The 22,803-nt window shown below is 52.1% G+C and carries 18 protein-coding genes and 3 pseudogenes; all 21 read left to right on the forward strand.

The window, feature by feature from the left end; translation table 11 throughout:
* Positions 1 to 359: 359 nt before the first annotated feature.
* Positions 360 to 3,014 (forward strand): DNA gyrase subunit A, encoded by a 2,655-nt coding sequence (gene gyrA / locus PMI29_RS11025; RefSeq protein ID WP_007999927.1) that lies wholly within the window; start codon positions 360 to 362, stop codon positions 3,012 to 3,014.
* Between the two features lie 92 nt (positions 3,015 to 3,106).
* Positions 3,107 to 3,187, forward strand: a pseudogene (locus PMI29_RS32675) (outer membrane lipoprotein carrier protein LolA); the annotation flags it as partial.
* A gap of 28 nt (positions 3,188 to 3,215) precedes the next feature.
* Positions 3,216 to 4,301 (forward strand): 3-phosphoserine/phosphohydroxythreonine transaminase, encoded by a 1,086-nt coding sequence (gene serC, locus PMI29_RS11020; RefSeq protein WP_007999929.1) that lies wholly within the window; start codon positions 3,216 to 3,218, stop codon positions 4,299 to 4,301.
* Positions 4,301 to 5,395, forward strand: a complete 1,095-nt coding sequence (gene pheA / locus PMI29_RS11015) for a prephenate dehydratase (protein ID WP_007999931.1) — start codon at positions 4,301 to 4,303, stop codon at positions 5,393 to 5,395. Before serC ends, pheA begins: the two co-directional genes overlap by 1 nt.
* A gap of 13 nt (positions 5,396 to 5,408) precedes the next feature.
* Entirely contained in the window at positions 5,409 to 6,521 is a 1,113-nt protein-coding gene (gene hisC, locus PMI29_RS11010; protein WP_007999933.1) for a histidinol-phosphate transaminase, read from the forward strand.
* A 28-nt stretch (positions 6,522 to 6,549) separates the two neighbouring features.
* Positions 6,550 to 8,757, forward strand: a complete 2,208-nt coding sequence (locus PMI29_RS11005; protein ID WP_007999934.1) for a bifunctional prephenate dehydrogenase/3-phosphoshikimate 1-carboxyvinyltransferase — start codon at positions 6,550 to 6,552, stop codon at positions 8,755 to 8,757.
* A complete protein-coding gene (cmk, locus tag PMI29_RS11000; RefSeq protein ID WP_007973641.1) occupies positions 8,754 to 9,443 on the forward strand; it encodes a (d)CMP kinase in 690 nt (229 codons plus the stop codon). The genes PMI29_RS11005 and cmk overlap by 4 nt, the downstream gene beginning before the upstream one ends.
* Before the next feature lie 120 nt (positions 9,444 to 9,563).
* On the forward strand, positions 9,564 to 11,255 hold the full coding sequence (gene rpsA / locus PMI29_RS10995; protein WP_007973639.1) for a 30S ribosomal protein S1: 1,692 nt from the start codon (positions 9,564 to 9,566) through the stop codon (positions 11,253 to 11,255).
* 208 nt (positions 11,256 to 11,463) lie between these two features.
* Complete coding sequence (locus PMI29_RS10990; RefSeq protein WP_007999937.1) at positions 11,464 to 11,745, forward strand: hypothetical protein; 282 nt, start codon at positions 11,464 to 11,466, stop codon at positions 11,743 to 11,745.
* 151 nt (positions 11,746 to 11,896) lie between these two features.
* Positions 11,897 to 12,220 carry an integration host factor subunit beta gene (gene ihfB, locus PMI29_RS10985; RefSeq protein WP_007999939.1) on the forward strand — a complete coding sequence of 108 codons (324 nt, stop codon included), beginning with the start codon at positions 11,897 to 11,899 and terminating at the stop codon, positions 12,218 to 12,220.
* Entirely contained in the window at positions 12,213 to 12,458 is a 246-nt protein-coding gene (locus PMI29_RS10980) for a lipopolysaccharide assembly protein LapA domain-containing protein (RefSeq protein ID WP_033052516.1), read from the forward strand. The genes ihfB and PMI29_RS10980 overlap by 8 nt, the downstream gene beginning before the upstream one ends.
* 224 nt (positions 12,459 to 12,682) lie before the next feature.
* Positions 12,683 to 13,711 carry an LPS O-antigen chain length determinant protein WzzB gene (locus tag PMI29_RS10975; protein WP_007999943.1) on the forward strand — a complete coding sequence of 343 codons (1,029 nt, stop codon included), beginning with the start codon at positions 12,683 to 12,685 and terminating at the stop codon, positions 13,709 to 13,711.
* An 837-nt stretch (positions 13,712 to 14,548) separates the two neighbouring features.
* Complete coding sequence (locus PMI29_RS32040) at positions 14,549 to 14,782, forward strand: hypothetical protein (RefSeq protein ID WP_033052514.1); 234 nt, start codon at positions 14,549 to 14,551, stop codon at positions 14,780 to 14,782.
* Between the two features lie 8 nt (positions 14,783 to 14,790).
* Entirely contained in the window at positions 14,791 to 16,098 is a 1,308-nt protein-coding gene (locus PMI29_RS0130290) for an EpsG family protein (RefSeq protein ID WP_157221370.1), read from the forward strand.
* Positions 16,095 to 17,345: a hypothetical protein gene (locus PMI29_RS10970; protein WP_007999947.1), complete on the forward strand. Its 1,251-nt coding sequence runs from the start codon at positions 16,095 to 16,097 to the stop codon at positions 17,343 to 17,345. Before PMI29_RS0130290 ends, PMI29_RS10970 begins: the two co-directional genes overlap by 4 nt.
* Positions 17,323 to 18,525 (forward strand): glycosyltransferase family 4 protein, encoded by a 1,203-nt coding sequence (locus tag PMI29_RS10965; protein WP_157221371.1) that lies wholly within the window; start codon positions 17,323 to 17,325, stop codon positions 18,523 to 18,525. Before PMI29_RS10970 ends, PMI29_RS10965 begins: the two co-directional genes overlap by 23 nt.
* An 85-nt stretch (positions 18,526 to 18,610) precedes the next feature.
* Entirely contained in the window at positions 18,611 to 19,645 is a 1,035-nt protein-coding gene (locus tag PMI29_RS10960) for a polysaccharide biosynthesis protein (RefSeq protein ID WP_007999949.1), read from the forward strand.
* A gap of 3 nt (positions 19,646 to 19,648) precedes the next feature.
* On the forward strand, positions 19,649 to 20,761 hold the full coding sequence (wbjC, locus tag PMI29_RS10955; protein WP_007999950.1) for a UDP-2-acetamido-2,6-beta-L-arabino-hexul-4-ose reductase: 1,113 nt from the start codon (positions 19,649 to 19,651) through the stop codon (positions 20,759 to 20,761).
* A 27-nt stretch (positions 20,762 to 20,788) separates the two neighbouring features.
* Entirely contained in the window at positions 20,789 to 21,919 is a 1,131-nt protein-coding gene (wecB, locus tag PMI29_RS10950; RefSeq protein WP_007999951.1) for a non-hydrolyzing UDP-N-acetylglucosamine 2-epimerase, read from the forward strand.
* 37 nt (positions 21,920 to 21,956) lie between these two features.
* Positions 21,957 to 22,223 (forward strand): annotated as a pseudogene (locus PMI29_RS32680) (aminotransferase); the annotation flags it as partial.
* Between the two features lie 315 nt (positions 22,224 to 22,538).
* Positions 22,539 to 22,803, forward strand: a pseudogene (locus tag PMI29_RS10945) (polysaccharide biosynthesis protein); the annotation flags it as partial.

A 22,803-nucleotide genomic window follows, 5' to 3' on the forward strand; every position in this document is an offset into this window, starting at 1 on the left:
ATGGTGTTCACAAAAACTGTGGGAGCGGGCTTGCCCGCGAAGAGGCCCTCAAAGCCAACAAATCAACCCGAATCAGCCACAAATTCTCCATTCAACGCAGCTCTAAGCCTCTCTCGTCCCCTTCAGGCCTGTCACCGGTCAACTAACTACTCTCCATGCGCATCTGGGGGATAGGTGCGTGGCGGCTCTTGTGATAACATCCGGCGGTTTCCATGGTTGCCCCGCGGGGTGACCTTTACTGCGCAGATCCATGGCATAACTCGTTGATTTGTCGTAAGTCGGTACATGGCACTCAGCCTGTATCGGCGAGCTTCGTTGGTCCTGACGAAGTTTCACCAGAAAAAGGAATCAGGCTTCTCATGGGCGAACTGGCCAAAGAAATCCTCCCGGTCAATATCGAAGACGAGCTGAAGCAGTCCTACCTCGACTATGCGATGAGCGTAATTGTCGGGCGGGCACTGCCGGATGCGCGCGATGGCTTGAAGCCCGTGCACCGGCGTGTGCTGTTTGCGATGAGCGAGCTGGGCAACGACTTCAACAAGCCGTACAAGAAATCTGCCCGTGTTGTCGGTGACGTGATCGGTAAGTATCACCCGCACGGTGATACTGCGGTGTACGACACCATCGTCCGGATGGCGCAGCCATTCTCCCTGCGCTACCTGCTGGTAGACGGCCAGGGCAACTTCGGTTCGGTGGACGGCGACAATGCCGCGGCCATGCGATACACCGAAGTGCGCATGACCAAGCTGGCGCACGAGCTGCTGGCTGACCTGCATAAAGAAACCGTGGACTGGGTGCCGAACTACGACGGCACCGAAATGATCCCGGCGGTCATGCCGACCCGTATTCCCAACCTGCTGGTCAACGGCTCCAGCGGTATCGCCGTGGGCATGGCGACCAACATTCCGCCGCACAACCTCGGTGAAGTCATCGACGGTTGCCTGGCGCTCATCGACAACCCCGAGCTGACTGTCGATGAACTGATGCAATACATCCCCGGTCCGGACTTCCCGACCGCCGCGATCATCAATGGTCGCGCCGGTATCATCGAAGCCTACCGCACCGGCCGCGGCCGCATTTACATGCGTGCCCGCTCGATGATCGAAGACATCGACAAGGTCGGTGGTCGTCAGCAGATCGTCATCACCGAACTCCCTTACCAGCTGAACAAGGCGCGACTGATCGAGAAGATCGCCGAGCTGGTCAAAGAGAAGAAGCTCGAAGGTATCACCGAACTGCGCGACGAGTCCGACAAGGACGGTATGCGCGTGGTAATCGAGCTGCGTCGCGGCGAAGTGCCTGAGGTCATCCTCAACAACCTCTACGCCCAGACCCAGCTGCAAGCAGTGTTCGGTATCAACATCGTTGCGCTGATCGACGGCCGTCCGCGGATCCTGAACCTCAAGGACCTGCTGGAAGCTTTCGTCCGTCACCGCCGCGAAGTGGTGACCCGTCGTACCGTGTTCGAACTGCGCAAGGCGCGCGAGCGTGGTCACATCCTTGAAGGTCAAGCGGTTGCCCTGTCGAACATCGATCCGGTCATCGCCCTGATCAAGGCCTCGCCAACCCCGTCGGAAGCCAAGGAAGCGCTGGTCAGCACCCCTTGGGAGTCCTCGGCTGTGGTGGCGATGGTGGAACGTGCTGGCGCCGATTCGTGCCGTCCGGAAAACCTCGATCCGCAATACGGTCTGCGCGACGGCAAGTACTTCCTGTCGCCAGAACAGGCGCAAGCCATTCTGGAACTGCGTCTGCACCGCCTGACCGGTCTGGAACACGAAAAACTGCTGGCCGAGTATCAAGAGATCCTCAACCAGATTGGCGAGCTGATCCGCATCCTCAACAGCGCCACGCGCCTGATGGAAGTGATCCGCGAAGAGCTGGAAGTGATTCGCGCCGAATACGGCGACGTACGTCGCACCGAGATTCTCGATGCCCGTCTCGACCTGACCCTGGGTGACATGATCCCGGAAGAAGAGCGCGTCGTGACCATTTCCCACGGTGGCTATGCCAAGACCCAGCCGCTGGCTGCGTATCAGGCCCAGCGTCGTGGCGGTAAAGGCAAGTCGGCAACCGGCGTCAAGGATGAGGACTACATTGCTCACCTGCTGGTTGCCAACAGCCACACCACGCTGCTGCTGTTCTCCAGCAAGGGCAAGGTGTACTGGCTGAAAACCTACGAAATCCCTGAAGCGTCCCGCGCTGCCCGTGGTCGTCCGCTGGTCAACCTGCTGCCGCTGGACGACGGTGAGTACATCACCACCATGCTGCCGGTCGAGGAGTACACCGAAGGTCACTACATCTTCATGGCCACCGCCAACGGCACCGTGAAGAAGACCCCGCTGGAATCCTTCAGCCGTCAACGCAGCGTCGGCCTGATCGCGCTGGAGCTGGACGAAGGTGACGTGCTGATTTCCGCGGCCATCACCGATGGCGAGCGTGAAGTCATGCTGTTCTCCGACGGCGGCAAGGTTACCCGCTTCAAGGAATCCGACGTTCGCGCCATGGGCCGTACCGCCCGCGGCGTGCGCGGCATGCGTCTGCCGGAAGGCCAGAAGCTGATTTCCATGCTGATCCCGGAAGAAGGCAGCCAGATCCTCACCGCTTCCGAGCGTGGTTTCGGCAAGCGCACCGCGATCACCGAGTTCCCTGAGTACAAGCGTGGCGGTCAGGGCGTTATTGCCATGGTCAGCAACGAGCGTAACGGCCGTCTGGTCGGTGCGGTACAGGTGCTCGACGGCGAGGAAATCATGTTGATTTCCGACCAGGGCACCCTGGTCCGTACCCGTGTCGACGAAGTCTCCAGCCTGGGCCGTAACACCCAGGGGGTGACCCTGATCAAACTGGCCAACGATGAAACGCTGGTTGGGCTGGAGCGGGTTCAGGAGCCGTCGGAAGTCGAGGGTGAAGAGCTCGAAGGTGAAGAGGGTGACGGGTTTGTCGGTGAGGTCGTAATTGACGACGTTGCCGAAGACCAGCAACTCGACGCCGCTGCTGACGAAGAACCACAGGAATAAGCGGGTAAGCAGGGGGCGGATGAGAATTCGCCCCCTCGTTGTTTGTCCGTACGGAAATACTGAAATCCCATGTAGGAGCGAGCTTGCTCGCGATGGTCGTCAACGATAACGCAGGGCGTCTGGTGCACCCTTGTGCTCTCAGGTTTTTCGCGAGCAAGCTCGCTCCTACAGTGATACCACCAAATCAGAGCGAGATTGGATGTGAGCAAGAGAGCCTATAACTTCTGTGCCGGTCCTGCGGCGCTTCCCGAAGCTGTCCTGCAGCGCGCCCAGGGTGAACTCCTCGATTGGCACGGCAAGGGTCTGTCGGTCATGGAAATGAGCCATCGCAGTGATGAGTTCGTGTCCATTGCCACCAAGGCCGAGCAGGATCTGCGTGATCTGCTGAATATCCCCTCGAACTATAAAGTGCTGTTTCTGCAAGGTGGCGCCAGCCAGCAATTTGCTCAGATTCCGCTGAACCTGTTGCCGGAAAACGGCTCGGCCGACTATATCGATACCGGTATCTGGTCGCAGAAAGCCATCGAAGAAGCGTCGCGCTACGGCCACGTCAACGTTGCCGGCACCGCCAAGCCTTACGACTATTTCGCCATTCCCGGCCAGAACGAATGGAAGTTGTCGAAAGACGCGGCCTACGTCCACTACGCGCCGAACGAAACCATTGGCGGCCTGGAATTCCAGTGGATTCCCGAGACCGGTGACGTTCCGCTGGTGGCTGACATGTCCTCCGACATCCTGTCGCGTCCGGTGGATGTTTCGCGTTTCGGCATGATCTACGCCGGCGCGCAGAAAAACATCGGCCCGAGCGGCATCGTGGTCAACATCGTTCGCGAAGACCTGCTGGGCAACGCCCGCTCCATTTGCCCGACTATGCTCAATTACAAGGTCGCGGCCGACAACGGCTCGATGTACAACACACCGCCGACCCTGGCGTGGTACTTGTCCGGCCTGGTGTTCGAGTGGCTGAAAGAACAGGGCGGTGTCGAAGCCATCGGAAAGCTCAATGAAGTCAAGCAGCGCACGTTATATGGCTTCATCGATGCCAGCGATCTGTACAGCAACCCGATCAATAAGTCGGACCGCTCGTGGATGAACGTGCCGTTCCGCCTGGCAGACGATCGTCTGGACAAGCCGTTCCTGGCCGGTGCCGACGAGCGTGGTCTGTTGAACCTCAAGGGTCACCGTTCCGTGGGCGGTATGCGCGCCTCCATCTATAACGCCGTCGACATCAACGCCGTCAACGCGCTGGTTTCGTACATGGCAGAGTTCGAGAAGGAACACGGCTAATGTCTGAGCAAGAACTCAAGGCACTGCGTCTGCGCATTGATGCCCTGGACGAAAAGGTCCTGGAGCTGATCAGTGAGCGTGCGCGCTGCGCCCAGGAAGTCGCGCGAGTAAAGATGGCCTCGCTGGCCGAAGGCGAAGTGCCGGTGTTCTATCGTCCTGAGCGCGAAGCTCAAGTGCTCAAGCGTGTCATGGAGCGTAATCAGGGGCCGCTGGGCAACGAAGAGATGGCGCGGTTGTTCCGTGAAATCATGTCTTCGTGCCTGGCGCTCGAGCAGCCGCTGAAAGTGGCTTATCTCGGCCCTGAAGGCACCTTCACTCAAGCAGCGGCCATGAAGCACTTTGGTCACGCGGTGATCAGCAAGCCGATGGCGGCGATCGACGAAGTGTTCCGTGAAGTGGCGGCCGGTGCGGTGAATTTTGGCGTGGTGCCGGTGGAAAACTCTACCGAAGGTGCAGTCAACCACACCCTCGACAGCTTCCTCGAGCATGACATGGTGATCTGCGGCGAAGTCGAACTGCGTATCCACCATCATCTGTTGGTCGGTGAAAACACCAAGACCGACAGCATCAGTCGCATCTACTCCCACGCCCAGTCCCTGGCCCAGTGCCGCAAGTGGCTGGACTCCCACTACCCGAATGTCGAGCGTGTGGCGGTGTCCAGTAACGCCGAAGCCGCCAAGCGGGTCAAGGGCGAGTGGAACTCGGCGGCGATTGCCGGCGACATGGCGGCCGGCCTGTACGGCTTGACCCGTTTGGCCGAGAAGATCGAGGATCGCCCGGACAACTCCACGCGCTTCCTGATGATCGGTAATCAGGAAGTGCCGCCGACCGGCGACGACAAGACTTCTATTATCGTCTCTATGAGCAACAAGCCAGGTGCGCTGCATGAGTTGCTGGTGCCGTTCCACGACAATGGCATCGACCTGACGCGAATCGAGACTCGTCCGTCGCGCAGCGGTAAATGGACCTATGTGTTCTTCATCGATTTTGTCGGCCATCATCGCGACCCGCTGGTCAAAGGTGTGCTGGAAAAGATCAGTCAGGAAGCAGTGGCACTCAAAGTGCTGGGCTCCTACCCGAAAGCAGTTCTCTAAGGGGCGGTAGCAAATGAGTGGCAATTTCCTCGCTCTGGCACAGCCGGGCGTGCAACAACTTTCGCCTTACGTTCCGGGCAAGCCCGTGGACGAACTGGCGCGTGAGCTGGACCTCGATCCAGCCAGCATCGTCAAACTGGCGAGCAACGAAAACCCGTTGGGCCCTGGCCCCAAGGCGCTGGCGGCCATCCGCGAGGCGCTGGCTGAGCTGACCCGCTATCCGGACGGCAATGGTTTTGCGCTCAAGACCCTGCTGGCCGAGCAGTGCCGTGTCGAGCTCAATCAAGTAACGCTGGGTAATGGTTCCAACGACATCCTGGAATTGGTCGCACGTGCCTATCTGGCACCGGGCCTGAACGCCGTGTTCAGCGAGCATGCGTTCGCGGTCTACCCGATTGCCACTCAGGCAGTCGGCGCACAGGCCAAGGTCATCCCGGCCAAAGACTGGGGGCATGACCTGCCTGCCATGCTGGCGGCGATCGATGCCAATACCCGCGTGGTTTTCATCGCCAACCCGAACAACCCGACCGGGACCTGGTTCGACGCCGAGGCACTGGACGAATTCCTGCAGGATGTTCCGGAGCATGTACTGGTCGTACTGGACGAGGCCTACATCGAGTACGCCGAAGGCAGCGATCTGCCGGATGGCCTGGACTTCCTGGCGGCTTATCCGAACCTGCTGGTTTCCCGCACCTTCTCCAAGGCTTATGGCCTGGCGGCGCTGCGCGTGGGTTATGGCTTGTCCACGGCGGTGGTCGCAGACGTGCTGAACCGTGTACGCCAGCCGTTCAACGTCAACAGTCTGGCCCTGGCCGCTGCTTGTGCGGCGTTGAAGGACGAAGAATATCTGGCGCAAAGTCGCCAGTTGAACGAGTCCGGCATGCAGCAACTGGAAGCCGGTTTCCGTGAACTGGGGCTGAGCTGGATTGCGTCCAAAGGCAATTTCATCTGCGTCGATCTCGGTCAAGTCGCGGCCCCGGTGTTCCAGGGCTTGCTTCGTGAGGGCGTGATCGTGCGTCCGGTGGCCAATTACGGCATGCCGAATCATCTGCGCATCACCATTGGCCTGCCGGCAGAGAACAGCCGCTTCCTTGAAGCGCTGACCAAGGTTCTGGCTCGTGGTTGATGTCACTGCGCTGCAATCTGCTGAACCTATGATCGGTCGCCTGGTGGTGGTCGGTCTTGGGTTGATCGGCGGTTCGTTTGCCAAGGGTTTGCGTGAAAGCGGTCTGTGCCGCGAAGTGGTCGGGGTCGATCTCGATCCGCAATCGCGCAAACTCGCGGTCGAGTTGGGTGTGGTGGATCGCTGCGAGGAAGACCTGGGCGTCGCTTGTCAGGGCGCCGACGTCATCCAGCTGGCGGTGCCGATCCTGGCCATGGAGAAAGTGCTCGCGCGCCTGGCCGGCATGGATCTGGGGCAAGCGATCCTGACCGATGTCGGCAGTGCCAAGGGTAATGTGGTGCGTGCGGCCACCGAGGCATTTGGCAGTATGCCGTCATGCTTCGTGCCGGGGCACCCCATTGCCGGTTCCGAGCAAAGCGGGGTGGAAGCCTCCAATGCCGAGCTGTTCCGTCGCCACAAAGTGATCCTGACTCCGCTGGATCAGACCGATCCGGCAGCCCTGGCAGTAGTCGACCGTTTGTGGCGCGAGCTGGGCGCCGATGTCGAGCACATGCAGGTCGAACGTCACGACGAAGTGCTGGCCGCGACCAGTCATCTGCCGCACTTGCTGGCGTTCGGTTTGGTCGACTCACTGGCCAAGCGCAATGAAAATCTTGAGATCTTCCGTTACGCTGCGGGCGGTTTCCGCGATTTCACAAGAATCGCCGGAAGCGACCCGGTCATGTGGCACGACATCTTCCTCGCCAACCGTGAGGCTGTCCTGCGCACACTCGATACATTTCGCAGCGACCTCGACGCCTTGCGCGACGCGGTCGATGCAGGGGATGGGCACCAATTGTTGGGCGTTTTCACTCGCGCCCGGGTTGCCCGCGAGCATTTCAGTAAAATCCTGGCCCGCAGGGCCTATGTGGACGCTATGAATTCCAACGATCTGATTTTCCTGGCTCAACCTGGTGGCCGCCTGTCCGGTCGGATTCGCGTACCGGGTGACAAATCGATTTCCCACCGTTCGATCATGCTCGGTTCCCTGGCTGAAGGTGTCACCGAAGTCGAAGGCTTCCTCGAGGGCGAAGATGCCCTGGCGACCTTGCAGGCATTCCGTGACATGGGCGTCGTGATCGAAGGCCCGCACCACGGTCGCGTGACCATTCACGGTGTCGGCCTGCATGGCCTGAAGCCGGCGCCGGGCCCGATCTATCTGGGCAACTCCGGTACTTCGATGCGTCTGTTGTCCGGTTTGCTGGCTGCGCAGAACTTTGACAGCACCCTGACCGGCGACGCTTCGCTGTCCAAGCGCCCGATGAATCGCGTGGCCAATCCGCTGCGTGAAATGGGCGCGGTGATCGAAACCGCCGCTGAAGGTCGTCCGCCGATGACCATTCGTGGTGGCCACAAGCTCAAGGGGCTGACCTACACCATGCCGATGGCCAGTGCCCAGGTTAAGTCCTGCCTGCTGCTGGCCGGTCTGTATGCCGAAGGCAAGACCACGGTTACCGAGCCTGCTCCGACCCGTGACCATACCGAGCGTATGCTCCGTGGCTTCGGCTACCCGGTAACGGTCAACGGTGCGACCGCATCGGTCGAGTCCGGTAACAAGCTGACCGCGACCCACATTGAAGTCCCGGGTGATATTTCGTCCTCGGCGTTCTTCCTGGTGGCGGCGTCGATCGCCGAAGGTTCGGAACTGGTGCTGGAGCACGTCGGCATCAACCCGACCCGTACCGGTGTGATCGACATCCTGCGCCTGATGGGCGCCGACATCACTCTGGAGAACCAGCGTGAAGTGGGTGGCGAACCGGTAGCAGACCTGCGCGTACGTGCAGCTAAACTCAAAGGTATCGAGATTCCCGAGGCGCTGGTTCCACTGGCGATCGACGAGTTCCCGGTGCTGTTCGTGGCTGCCGCGTGTGCCGAAGGGCGCACCGTATTGCGGGGTGCCGAAGAGCTGCGGGTCAAGGAGTCGGACCGTATCCAGGTCATGGCTGATGGTTTGCTGGCGCTGGGCGTCAAGTGCGAGCCAACCCCGGATGGCATCATCATCGACGGCGGCCAGATCGGCGGTGGTGAAGTGCACGGTCACGGCGATCACCGTATCGCCATGGCGTTCAGCGTTGCTTCGCTGCGCGCCAGTGCGCCGATCCGCATTCATGATTGCGCCAACGTCGCGACGTCGTTCCCGAACTTCCTGGCGCTGTGCGCACAGGTCGGTATTCGCGTGGCACAAGAGGCGCAGTCGTGAACAACATTGCACCGGTCATCACCATCGATGGGCCAAGCGGCTCGGGCAAGGGCACGGTAGCCGGGATTCTGGCCAAGCGCCTGGGCTGGAACCTGCTCGATTCCGGTGCGTTGTACCGATTGCTGGCCTTCGCCGCGCATAACCATGGTGTCGACCTGACCAATGAGGAGCTGCTGAAGAAACTTGCCGCTCATCTGGATGTGCAATTTATCGCGGCGACGGACGGTCAGTTGCAACGCATCATTCTGGAAGGTGATGAAGTCAGTGATGTCATTCGCACCGAAAGTGTCGGTTCCGGCGCGTCCCAGGTGGCTGCGTTGCCCGCTGTACGCGAGGCGCTGCTGCAGCGCCAACGTGCTTTTCAGGAAGCGCCGGGCCTTGTGGCGGATGGTCGCGACATGGGCACCGTGGTTTTTCCTGATGCGCCGCTGAAGATTTTTCTGACCGCCAGTGCCGAGGAGCGGGCACGCCGTCGATATTTGCAGTTGAAGGGCAAGGTCGAGGGTGTTAGTCTGTCGAGTCTGCTAGATGAGATACGTGCGCGCGATGAGCGTGATACCCAGCGAGCGGTAGCCCCGCTCAAACCGGCGGCTGACGCCATACAGCTGGATTCCACGGAATTATCCATCGACCAGGTGCTGGAACGCATCATGAGCGAGATCGCCATTCGCGATATCGCCGGGTGACCAAGAAGGCCGCAGGGGACCAGTCATAGTCCTGCGGTGGCTTCTTTTAAATGAAACTAACCCACACCGTCTGGGGTGTGGAGATGGGCGTATTCTTCGCCCTCATCAACAGGAATTAAAATGAGCGAAAGCTTTGCGGAACTCTTTGAAGAAAGCCTAAAAACCCTGAACCTTCAGGCAGGCTCCATCATCACCGGTGTTATCGTTGATATCGATTACCAGGCTCGCTGGGTAACCGTTCACGCTGGCCTGAAGTCTGAAGCACTCATCCCGCTTGAGCAGTTCTACAACGACGCTGGCGAACTGAACATCAACGTCGGTGACGAAGTTCACGTTGCTCTGGACTCGGTTGAAGATGGCTTTGGTGAAACCAAGCTGTCCCGTGAAAAAGCCAAGCGCGCTGAATGCTGGATTGTTCTGGAAGCAGCCTTCGCAGCCGAAGAAGTGGTCAAGGGCGTTATCAACGGTAAGGTTAAAGGCGGCTTCACTGTCGACGTTAACGGCATCCGTGCGTTCCTGCCAGGTTCTCTGGTTGACGTCCGTCCAGTGCGCGACACCACGCACCTGGAAGGCAAAGAGCTGGAATTCAAGGTCATCAAGCTGGACCAGAAGCGCAACAACGTTGTCGTTTCCCGTCGCAGCGTCCTGGAAGCCGAGAACTCCGCCGAGCGCGAAGCTCTGCTGGAATCCCTGCAGGAAGGCCAACAAGTCAAAGGTATCGTCAAGAACCTCACCGATTACGGCGCATTCGTCGATCTGGGTGGCGTCGATGGCCTGCTGCACATTACCGACATGGCTTGGAAGCGTATCAAGCATCCTTCCGAAATCGTCAACGTTGGCGACGAGATCGATGTCAAGGTTCTGAAGTACGATCGTGAGCGCAATCGTGTTTCCCTGGGCCTGAAGCAACTGGGCGAAGATCCATGGGTTGCTATCAAAGCCCGTTACCCGGAAAGCACTCGCGTTACCGCTCGTGTAACCAACCTGACCGACTACGGCTGCTTCGCTGAGCTGGAAGAAGGCGTTGAAGGTCTGGTACACGTTTCCGAAATGGACTGGACCAACAAGAACATCCACCCTTCGAAAGTCGTACAAGTCGGCGACGAAGTGGAAGTTATGGTTCTGGACATCGACGAAGAGCGTCGTCGTATCTCCCTGGGCATCAAGCAGTGCAAATCTAACCCATGGGAAGATTTCTCTGGCCAGTTCAACAAGGGCGATAAAATCTCCGGCACCATCAAGTCGATCACCGATTTCGGTATCTTCATTGGTCTGGACGGCGGCATCGATGGTCTGGTTCACCTGTCCGACATCTCCTGGAACGAAGTGGGCGAAGAAGCCGTTCGCCGCTTCAAGAAGGGCGACGAGCTGGACACCGTTATCCTGTCGGTTGACCCAGAGCGCGAGCGTATCTCCCTGGGTATCAAGCAACTGGAAAGCGATCCGTTCTCCGAGTACGTTCAAGAGAACGACAAAGGCGCAATCGTTAAAGGCATCGTGAAGGAAGTTGACGCTAAAGGCGCCATCATCACTCTGGCCGACGATATCGAAGCGACTCTGAAAGCCTCCGAAATCAGCCGTGACCGCGTTGAAGACGCGCGCAACGTTCTGAAAGAAGGCGAAGAAGTAGAAGCCAAGATCATCAGCGTTGACCGCAAGAGCCGTGTAATTCAGCTCTCGATCAAGTCGAAAGACGTTGAAGACGAGAAAGAAGCAATCCAGAGCCTGCGCGACAAGCCAGTAGCTACTGATGCTCCTGTGGCCACCACTCTGGGTGACCTGCTGCGTGCACAAATGGAAAAACAGAACTAAGTTCTGATTTCTGTAAAAAGGGGCGACTTCGGTCGCCCTTTTTTGTGCCTGGAATTTGGTGAGTCGCGTCGGCTTTACCAGCTTGAGTCGTGAACCAAAAATGCTGAAAAACTGTCTGATTGTTTAGCCGGATCAAATGCTTATTAACAGCTAGTCTTTAGCCTGAGACAAATGATCGCCCGGTAGGCTTTCTGGCAAAAGGAAGTGAATGAACAAGCTCATTGTCGCAGTAGCAGTTCTGGCGCTAGCGGGTTGTACCACGAGCGCCAAAACTCACGTAGTGCATGGGGTTAGCGGTATTGAGGTCGATTGTTCCGGGCTCGGTTCGAAATGGGAAAAGTGTTACAAGCGCGCGGCTAAGGAGTGTAAGGGGGCTGGTTACAAAGTTTTGACGAGGTCTGATGATCTCAAGGAAGAGGAGGAGGGCTTCCCCTTTGGATTCAACCCGGCAGGCTTCCTGACGCGCACCCTGTTGGTGATCTGCCGATGAGGCCGTGATTGCTCAGAGGTCTTCCACTTTCCAGGAATCGAGCATTTTGAGGTGGTGGGATAGATGGCAAAACTCGGACTGTTCAAAATCGTGCGGGCATGCTAAAACCTTTGAAGCGCTTACCTAGCTGCTTGAAAAAGAAGGGAAAAATATGACGAAGTCGGAGTTGATCGAACGAATTGTCACCCATCAAGGGCTGCTCTCATCCAAGGATGTGGAGCTGGCTATCAAGACCATGCTTGAGCAAATGTCCCAATGTCTGGCTACCGGGGATCGTATCGAGATCCGGGGGTTTGGCAGCTTCTCTCTGCACTACCGCGCGCCACGGGTCGGCCGTAACCCGAAAACCGGTCAGTCTGTCAGTCTCGACGGCAAGTTCGTTCCGCATTTCAAGCCGGGTAAAGAACTGCGGGATCGGGTGAATGAGGAAGAGGATGAGTTTGACAGCGAACATCGGGGTGACGGGCGTGCGTAGATTCAGTCGCCTGTTGCGGGTTCTGCTGCTGTTGGCGTTGTTGGCCTTCATCCTTCTGTTCACTCTGGAAAACCAGCAGGCAGTCGCTTTGGTGTTCCTGGGCTTCAGCTTTCCCCAGCTGCCCGTCTCGGTATTGTTGCTGGGTGGCTTGTTGCTCGGTCTGATGGTCGGGCCGGCCATGGGTATGTTGGTCGTATGGCAGCGTGGTCATAAGCGTCGCCGTGCCAATGCCAAGTAGAAGCAATAATATCTACAGATATCGATTCGGTTTTTGGTACCGCCGAGTACAGTATAATTAGAAGTTGACTCGAGGCAATCACGGAGCTTTATCGGACAATCTTCGAAGTCAACGTTTTTGGATTTGGTAGCGTGCTTGTTCGGCTCGTCAGTGTGTTAGAAGGCTGGGGGGTACTAATAAAGGCGGATTGATGGCAATGGTTAAACTGAAGGGCAAATAGTAATATGCAAAGCAATAATAACGCTGTTATTTTTTCAGATGAGTTCGACTTGCTGGAGCTTTTCAACGCTCTACTGCAGCAGAAAAAACTTATTTTAGTCGTAACGCTAGTTGCTACTTTTATAGCTGGGGTGTATGCGTTTGTATCGCCGCCCGTGTACGAAGCTAAATACTATATATCTCCACCGACTTTTGAAAATATTGCTAACTTGAATTATGGGCGCGAGAAAAGCTCTGCTTTAAATCCATTTACAGTTGATGACGTATACAAGGTGTTTCTGCGAAATCTTCAGTCTGATTCGTTGCGTCGAACATTTTTTGAAAATAACTTCTTACCTGTCTCAAGTCGAAACGCTGAACAGTACGAGAAGTTTTCCAGGGATGTGGCGGTTTCACCTTTGGATAAAGACTTAGGCGGGCGTTGGTTGGTTTCCATTCAGGGAAAGGATCCCGTGACAGTTACTAATTGGGTGAGCCAGTATGTTGAGCTGGCTGGGCAACGTGCACAGCGTGAAGTGATTAGCAACGCAACTAAAGAAGCTTCAGTTTTAGCTCGTAACCAACAGTTGCAGATAGATTCTCTTCGTGAGTCAGCCAAAAAAGTTCGAGAAGATACGATCAGCCAGGTACGTGAGGCTTTGGCACTTGCAAAAGCTAGTGGATTGGAAAAATCTATCGTTTTTACTGGTGACGGTACGTCTGGGTTGGCCGGTAATATGGCAGGTAGTGATGCCTACATGCGCGGTAGCAAGGTGCTTGAGGCTGAGTTGAAAAATCTCGAAAACAGGGAGTCGAATGACCCATTTATTCCAGGGTTGAGAACCTTGCAAAATTGGTATGATTTTTACAAGGCCCTGGAAACTGGGGAGTATAGCGTCACGGTGTATCGACAGGATGGCATTGTGGATCAACCTAGCACTCCCATTAAACCTAAAAAAGCTCTTGTCTTGATATTGGGTGTTATTTTAGGTGGGTTATTGGGTACTGCTATTGCGTTGGGACGAGTTTTTGTTTTGAAATCGAGACGGAGTTAATCTTCTACTCGCGGGTCGCAATGAATTTTTTGTTGCGGAAATCGGTGTTGGGATCCTTTTGGAAATCTAGAAGCTCCCAATATCGATTACTTTATATGGTCTGCGCTGGCGAATTTTTTTGGACTGAAGTTTCGATATTGAATATTTTATTGGTGTTTGGAAGCTGATTATTGCTAAGTATACGAAAATTTAGGGAGGTAGGACCTGGCGATATGGGTCAGATTGCTTTTGGGTGCAACTCTACCTCTCTCATATTTGTATTGTCTTTCATTTAGTCTTTTGATTTTGGCTTCCAGGTATGCGAGTGTCATTTTATTTCATGGCCCATGCAGTTTCTAGATAAGCATTCCAAATGCTTTTATGGAGGGCAGGAGCTAATTAATTAGTCTCTAACAAGGGGCTGGTTTTTAAGCTGAGGTGTTTTTAATTAGCTGGATTTTCTGGCGGCAATATTCAATTGTTTTAGTCTTCCGAAGACTATTTTCGATCTTGTGAGGGGAGGGTGGCTAGGTCGCATATTGGCGATGTCTTTGTAAGACGCGGCTTCGGAGGAGCGGTGAAGGAAGTTAGCCTTCTCATCTGGTTGATATGTTTTTTTTGAATGCTGTGCAGGAATGTGTCAGAGAAAAGCGATGTTGTTTTGCTATTGCATGGAGGACGCTAGGTTTTAGGGGCAATATAGAATGCGCATGCATTTCGTCAATGCTAATCGCAAAGGCCACCAATTATCACCTACAGTAAATGGTTTCAGCTTGGCGCGCAAGCATTTTGCCATCATTGTAAAAAAATAATCTATTTCCGAGCTTGGTGTCGTGCAGTTTAGGTGGAAATGCGATAATGCTCACAGCCACGTTTCATTTTATGGATTGTTTTTGGTCGCAATCGAGTGGGTCGGGAGCGCAGCTGACTATCTCAGGGGTGCAGTTGCGTAAAGCGGCGTTGCATTCCGTCGGTATGTTGGTGCTCATTCAAGGATTGACAGATGTTTTGGGCGGGCTGCTTTTCAACGCTGCTTCAACGCTGGTTTTGCCTGGATGTCTTGGTCTTGCAGAGCAGGCTGTGTCGGTGTAGCGGAGAAAATGGCTCCCGCGAAAGTGATTTTCGTCTCAATAGAAAAACACAATCGCCAAGGGGCGCAAGGGCCAATAGCTATCAGGATGATTTTTGGTCAAGTAATAAATTGGCGTAATGGAGATTTGGTTTTGTTTTATATCTGGTTAGCCATAGCATTAGTGCCAATGTATTTTTGCGAACTTGCTTGTGGTTCACGAGTCAAAAGTTTTGGGCTCGCAGTTTTTGTAGCCTTTGTTTATTTTGTTATCGTGGCTGGGTTGCGTGATGATACCGGATACGATTGGTTTGTTTACAAGAATATATATAATGGAGTATCTGAGAGTGGCAGTTTGGCGGCTGCAATTTCGTTCGGGCGAGATAACGGATCTGAATTAGGTTTCTCGGTGTTTCTTTATGTTTTGAGTCTCCTCGGTTTGAGTTTTTGGTGGGTGCAGTTTTTGGCTGGTATCTTCAACTGTTACGCCTTCTTGAAGTTGAACAATGCACTTGGAAGAGGGACGGTGACCGGAGTATTGATTTACTTCTGCTGGTTATTTCTTGTGCTGCAAATGGGTGTCCTAAGGATGTCTGTTGCGTTATCCTTTTTGTCTTTGGCATTGCTTTTTATGTTGAAGGGGAAAAACGTAAAGTTTCTTTTGTTTGTTATGTTGGCCTCGTTGTTTCACACCTTTTCTATCGTGATTGGCGTACTGATGTTATTGGCGCGTTTGTCTTTTCCTCGGTCGCATACGCTGGTTTTTTTATTTCTGGTTGCCATTATGTATGTTGCGGGCATAGATTTGGCTGGAGGTGTAGTTCAAATTGTTTCAGGGGTTATGCCAGAGTTTATTAGCTCGAAACTAAATTTCTATTTGTTGTTGGGCGTAAGCTATCAGAGAGGGGTGGGAGAGTTTTTATACAAGCTGATTGTGGTGTCTATGTATGTTTTTCTGGTGTTTCGGATTCAAGAAGAAGAAGAAGAAAAGCTACTGCTGAATTTGAGTTATATATACATAATCGCATTGTTGGTTTTCTGGAAATATCCAATTTTTCATGATCGGCTTAAGTATTTTGTATTGATGCCTTTCTTTTATTTATTTTTAACAGCTGTAATGCGAATGAGAGTTTTCAATAGGTTGGTTTACGGTGTTGTTTTTTTGATGGCTAGTTTTATGGTGCTGATGCACGAGGTTAGTGGTCCGCTGTTTTTCCCGTACACCCCCTATTACAATATGTATGAACGGTGGTTGAGCGGGGAGGGGAATGACGGTGAGGAGCGGACACTAAAGTATTATAAAGAGTATGACTCTCAGTGGCTTGGGGGCGAGCAATGAAAGGCGTCCTTTATATAGGGTTTTCATTTTCCGTAAAGATGTTTTGTGCGTTGGCTGTTTTGAGGTTTTTGGCGGTAAGCCTAGGTAGTGAAGGTTTTGGTTATATAACACAGTTTATGGCATTTATGGCGATTGTGTTTGGGCTTTCATTAGGGGGGGCAATAAATTACTTGGTGAATAGGCTTTCGCAATCAAGCGATGTGATCTCTTCGGAAAAAGAGATTTCTGTTGTGTTTTCCTATGGCTTGATTTTTTTGTTTTTACTTGCATTTTTAATGATTGGTTTCAAGAGTTATTTAGAGACTTACATTTTTTTTGATGAGGTTAGTTGGTTTTTTATATTGTATTGTTTGGTGGTGTTTTATATATCAAATGTTTATGGTTGTTTGATGGCGTTGGCGCTGGCCAGAAAAAGGCTGAAGTTGTTTGCCTTTTCGAACGTTGCGGCATCTTTGGTGTATTTGTTTTTAGTATTTGTTGCAGTGGAAACGGATTCGATTAAGGCTATCTACTGGATTATGCCTTTGTCGTATGTCCTCCCTGTGATGTTTTTAATCAAGTCATTTCCAGAGCGTATTCGATTCAACTTCAAGGCGCTGTGTGTAGATGGTGGTTTTTTGGCGATATTGAAATATTGCATCATAGTTTACGCAGGCCTCGCATCATTGCCATTTGTTGGGATCCTGGTGAGAGAGTTGTTTCTCCAACTCTATGGTGGAGTAGAGCTAAGTAACTGGCAGGTCGCAGTGAAGTTTTCTGACACCATGCAGCAGTTCTATGGGTTGTTTTGCTCTGCGATTCTCCTCCCATATTTTTCGAAAAATCTGTCGGCGATAAGTTGGTGGGGTTGGCAGAAAAAGTTAATCGCCATTTCAATGGTTTATCTTGCTGTAGCGGTGTCGGTGTTTTGTCTTCGCGATATTATTGTGTACTTGTTGTTCAGTGATGAATATAAAACGGCAAGAAGTTATTTTTCTTATTATTTGATTGGCGATTATTTTAGAGGGGTTGCATTATTCTGTTCGTTTACTTTAATATCGGCTGGGCGTTACGGTAGTGCACTGCTGTTCGAGGTATTGCAAGGTGTTCTATTTTTTACTTTTTATCACCTCTTGCAATCTCGTGGCAATGTTGAAGGGGTGGGTTTGTCCTATGTGGTTGCGTATGTAATATGCGCTTCTGTAATGTGTGTTTTGGTTTTTTGTTATTTTAAGGGGCGCCAAGTTGAAAATTCTAATGCTGTGTAGTAGTTACTCTCTTCAGAGTGGTCACTCTTGGTTGACGGATAGTTTGGCTGAGGAGCTCGCGCTTAACCATAGTGTGGAGGTGGTTTTTCTAGATTGGAGTGGACAGCATAAGCAATACGCTTTCGTTGAAAAGAATGGCGTAAAAATTCATGTCTTTTCAACTATGGTCGGTGCTTTGAAGGGAAGGGTTGGCCAGGTCTTGAAGTGGTTTTTTGCTGCGCGTCTAAATATTCCAAATGTTAAAAAATGCTTGTCTCAGTCACAATATGATCTGGTGATTAACTATTCACCTGCCATGGTTATGCACCCAATATTCAATGCTCTGAAACGTAGAGTCAAATCGTCCTACCTGATACTTTGGGATTTTTTTCCAATTTACCATTTGCAGTTGGGTTTGCTGCCTAATTGGGGGGCGCCGATTTTAAAATTCATCGAGACAAAAGCCTGTAATGGTTATGATCGTATTGGTCTCATGTCTCAAAAAAATCTCGAGTTTTTTAAGAGTAACTATAAAATCAGTTCTGGTGTTCAGTCAGAGATTTTATACCTTTGGGGCCCCAATGATGTTCAAGTCAGAAATAAGCAGGCTTATCTTGAGGCAAGAGCATCAGAAGGAATCCAGGACCAATTGGTCTGTGTGTTTGGTGGGCAACTTATAAAAGGGCGAGGAATTGATAAGTTAATCGAGTTGGCGTTGCATTCAAAAACGAATGGAATCAACTCTGTTTTCTATATATTTGGTGATGGCCCTGAACGAGAAGCAATGCTCAATGACTTAAAAGCTAATGATGTGCTGGATATCGTTCGCTATAAGGGCTTTAGACCCAGGGAAGAATACATGCGTTTTCTTAAAGGCGCTGACCTCGGGTTTGTATTTAATTCGGGGCACGTATCCGTGCCCACGTTTCCTTCGAAAGCTGTTGACTATTTCAGAGCTGCCGTTCCGGTGCTTGCCTATGTAGAGGATGCTACCGACTTCGGAAGTATTCTCGAGGAGGAGATAAGGGGGGGTTGGAGTGCTTCGCCGAAGTATCACTCTAAGCTAGTTGAAAGCTTTGAAGCAGCTTATAAGCTGTCGAGAGATGAGCTATTTAATGTTGGGTGTTCAGGGCAGAAATGGTATCTTGAGCATTTGCAGGTGCGTAAAACCTCGCATCACTTGACTGACGATCTGATTTGATGCGATTGGCGATTGGCTGGAATGAGTGCTAGCTGATAAGCGGGTTTTTGCTTTAGAGCATATTGAGATTGGACTGGAGAATAATATGTTTACAGATAAAATTCTAATGATCACCGGTGGTACCGGATCTTTTGGTAACGCGGTCCTTAAACGGTTTTTAGATACTGATATCGCCGAAATTCGCATATTTAGTCGTGATGAAAAGAAACAAGACGATATGCGTAAGCGTTACTCAAGTTCCAAGTTGAAGTTTTATATCGGGGATGTTCGCGATTATCAATGTGTGTTGAATGCTTCGCGTGGTGTGGACTATATCTTTCATGCTGCAGCTTTGAAGCAGGTTCCTTCCTGTGAATTTCACCCTATGGAGGCCGTCAAAACCAACGTTGTTGGCACAGATAACGTATTGGAAGCTGCAATTCAAAATGAAGTCCGTCGTGTAGTTTGCCTGAGTACTGACAAGGCGGTATACCCGATTAATGCAATGGGTATATCAAAGGCAATGATGGAAAAGGTTATGGTGGCGAAGTCCCGAAACGTCGATGACACTAAAACCGTAATTTGTGGTACGCGATATGGCAATGTTATGGCGTCTCGTGGATCGGTAATTCCGTTGTTTATAGAGCAAATTCGTGCGGGTAAGGCACTGTCCATAACAGACCCTAATATGACACGATTCATGATGACATTGGCCGATGCGGTCGAATTGGTGTTGTACGCGTTTGAACATGGTAATAATGGCGATTTGTTTGTTCAAAAAGCTCCAGCCGCTACGGTAGAGGTCCTTGCGCAGGCATTGACGCAGATGGTCGGTAAACCTGATCACCCAATCCAGGTTATAGGAACTCGACACGGCGAGAAGCTATATGAAGCGCTTCTGAGTCGCGAGGAAATGGCATGCGCGGAGGATATGGGTGACTATTTCCGTGTCCCGCCTGACTTGCGGGATTTGAACTACAGTAAATTTGTTGAGCAGGGTGAAGAAAAAATTTCTCGGATGGAGGATTATAATTCTCATAATACTCAGCGCCTGGATGTAGCGGGTATGCAGCAATTGTTGCTTAAGCTGGATTTCATGAAGGCCATCCAGCGCGGTGAAATTGTCACTCCGGAGGAATGATTGATGAAGGTACTAATCACCGGTGCCAGCGGTTTCATTGGCAAGAATCTTGCTGCTCATCTACGCGAACGTGCGGATGTCGAAGTGCTTTCATTCGTTCGCGGAGACGACCCTGCGTTGCTTGGGGGGTTAGTCGCTGAAGCTGATTGTGTATTTCACCTGGCGGGAGTTAACCGACCACAGAATCCGGAAGAATTCGTGAGTGGTAACAGTGATCTTACTCGGATTGTTTGTGATGCCGTTGCGGCTAGCAGCCGAAAGATACCTCTTGTATATACATCGTCAACTCAGGCTGATCAAGACAATCCGTATGGTCGGAGCAAGCTCGATGCGGAAAGTGCATTGAGCGAGTTGGCCCGTAAAAATGGGAACGACGTACACATTTTTCGTCTCCCTAATGTGTTCGGGAAGTGGGCAAGACCTAATTACAATTCAGCGGTAGCAACTTTTTGCCATAACATTGCACATGATCTGCCTATTCATATTCACGATGAAAATGCCTCTCTTACATTAGTTTATGTTGATGACGTAGTTCGTCATTTTATCGCAATTATGGATGGCAGTATTTCCAAAGAGTCGGCTGCTGTCGTTCAACCCGTTTATTCTACAACGGTAGGCGCATTGGCTGCTCAGTTGCGAGCGTTTCGCGAAAGCCGGTCGACGCTTATTAGCGAAGCCGTAGGTGAGGGGTTGCCCCGCGCTCTTTATTCAACGTATCTGAGTTATCTCCCACCTGAATCTTTTACTTATGAGGTTCCTAAGTATGGAGATCCTCGTGGTGTGTTTGTGGAGATGCTCAAGACAAAGGACTCGGGACAGTTTTCCTATTTTACAGCTTTTCCCGGTATCACTCGTGGCGGTCATTACCATCATTCAAAGACTGAAAAATTTCTTGTGATTAAGGGGACCGCAAGTTTCCGTTTTCGTCATATCGATTCTGGCGAATTCTACGAGTTGCAGACGACAGGCGATCAACCGAGAATAGTTGAAACAGTGCCGGGCTGGACCCACGACATCACTAATATTGGCAATGATGAGCTGATCGTGATGCTATGGGCAAATGAAATATTTGATCGTGAACATCCGGACACCTATGCATTGCCAGTGTGCCCTTGAAGCCTATCGATCAGGTAGAGGATTGTGATGAAAAAGCTGAAAGTAGTTACTGTTGTAGGTACGCGCCCGGAAATTATTCGTTTGTCGCGTGTCATAGTCGCTCTCGATCGACACTGTGACCACGTCTTGGTACACACCGGTCAAAATTATGATTATGAGTTGAACGAGATTTTCTTTCAGGATCTTGGTATCCGGAAGCCCGACTATTTTTTGAATGCGGCAGGTACGACTGGCGCAGAAACGATTGGCAATGTAATTATTTCGATCGATCGGATGCTTTCCGAGGTGTTACCCGACGCTATGTTGGTCTTGGGGGATACTAATAGCTGTATGGCAGTTATCCCGGCGAAGCGACGCAAGATTCCAACGTTTCATATGGAGGCTGGTAACCGCTGTTTTGACATGCGAGTTCCTGAGGAGATTAACCGTCGGATTGTAGATCATACGGCTGACATTAATCTCACTTATAGCACGATAGCTCGTGACTACCTCCTGCGTGAGGGGCTTGCGCCGGACATGGTCGTCAAAACAGGAAGTCCGATGTTTGAAGTGCTGACCCACTATCGTGAGGGCATTGAAGCGTCGGATGTATTGGAACGTCACGGTTTGCAGGCGGGACAGTTTTTTGTTGTCAGCGCACACAGGGAGGAAAATATCGATTCAGATAAAAACTTCCTTAAACTGGTTGAGGTGCTGAACGCTGTAGCCAAAACATATGATCTTCCGGTGATTGTGTCTACGCATCCGCGTACACAAAAGCGTGTCGATGCACTTGGGGTTGTGTTTCATAAGAATATTAGGTTACTTAAACCCCTTGGTTTCAAGGATTATAACAAGCTGCAACTCGCATCGAAGGCCGCCTTGTCTGATAGTGGCACTATCAACGAGGAGTCTTCCATTCTTAATTTTCCAGCGCTGAATTTACGTGAGGCCCATGAGCGACCTGAAGGTATGGAGGAAGCGGCTGTCATGATGGTGGGGTTGGAGCTGGAGCGCGTGCTCCAAGGATTGCAGTTACTAGAAAGCCAGGGTCGCGATGAAAATCGAAGCTTGCGTCTGGTTGCGGATTACAGCATGCCGAATGTATCCGAAAAAGTGGTACGAATTATTCATAGCTATCGAGACTACGTTATGCGTACCGTCTGGAGAAGGTACTGATACGAATGTCTATTCGAGTTTTGTTGTAGAGCCATAGCAGTTGACGGTTGACTGGACTCGTGATCGCATTCTGTCCGGGATTTCTGCGCTTGGCGTTCCATGTTATTCCAGATCTTGCTCTGAGGTGTACCTTGAAAAAGCATTTGACGATGCTGGCTGGCGTCCAGAAGCACGACTGTCTATTGCGAAAGAGCTGGGTGAGGCAAGCTTGATGTTCTTGGTACACCCGACGTTGACTGAAGCCGAAATAGAAAAGACCTGCGAGGTGACTTGCAGTGTTATGCAGCAAGTCGTGAAGCCTTAGACCTATTTGGGGCCTCACAATTTCCTTCTTTTGGTGCGAGTCGGTTCTTGCCGGTGGGAAAAGGGGATGGCGAAAAATCGTTTGATATTCGCAATATCTGATCCCCTTCTCCTCGGGGTTTCAGTTCTTGCCGGTAGTATCGGTCGAGGCCTGCATTCCTTGCACGCGCCTCGTGCTGGTGATTTAGCTCCCTTATGGCGCTACCGGGTTCAATTTTTTGAACCAGACTAGTTATTTCAAAGTTACGAGAGCGTCGCAGACGTACACTCGTCAGCACGATCAACAGGTGAGCGGTTCGAGGTGTACGACGGAGTTATGGATAAATTGCGCAAACTGTTGCTTGGGCTGCCACGCCGTCAAAAACGGCTCATTCAGGTTGCGGCCGACGTCGTTCTTGTGTGGGTAGCCTTATGGATGGCGTTTATTGTGCGTCTGGGACCAGACGAGATGGTCAACTCGTTTATTCCGCACGTCTGGCTATTTATTAGCGCTCCTGTGATTGCTATTCCTCTTTTCATTCGCTTTGGCATGTACCGTGCTGTCATGCGCTACTTCGGCAACGATGCGTTGATCGCGATCA

The organism is Pseudomonas sp. GM49 (assembly GCF_000282355.1).
Taxonomy (GTDB): domain Bacteria; phylum Pseudomonadota; class Gammaproteobacteria; order Pseudomonadales; family Pseudomonadaceae; genus Aquipseudomonas.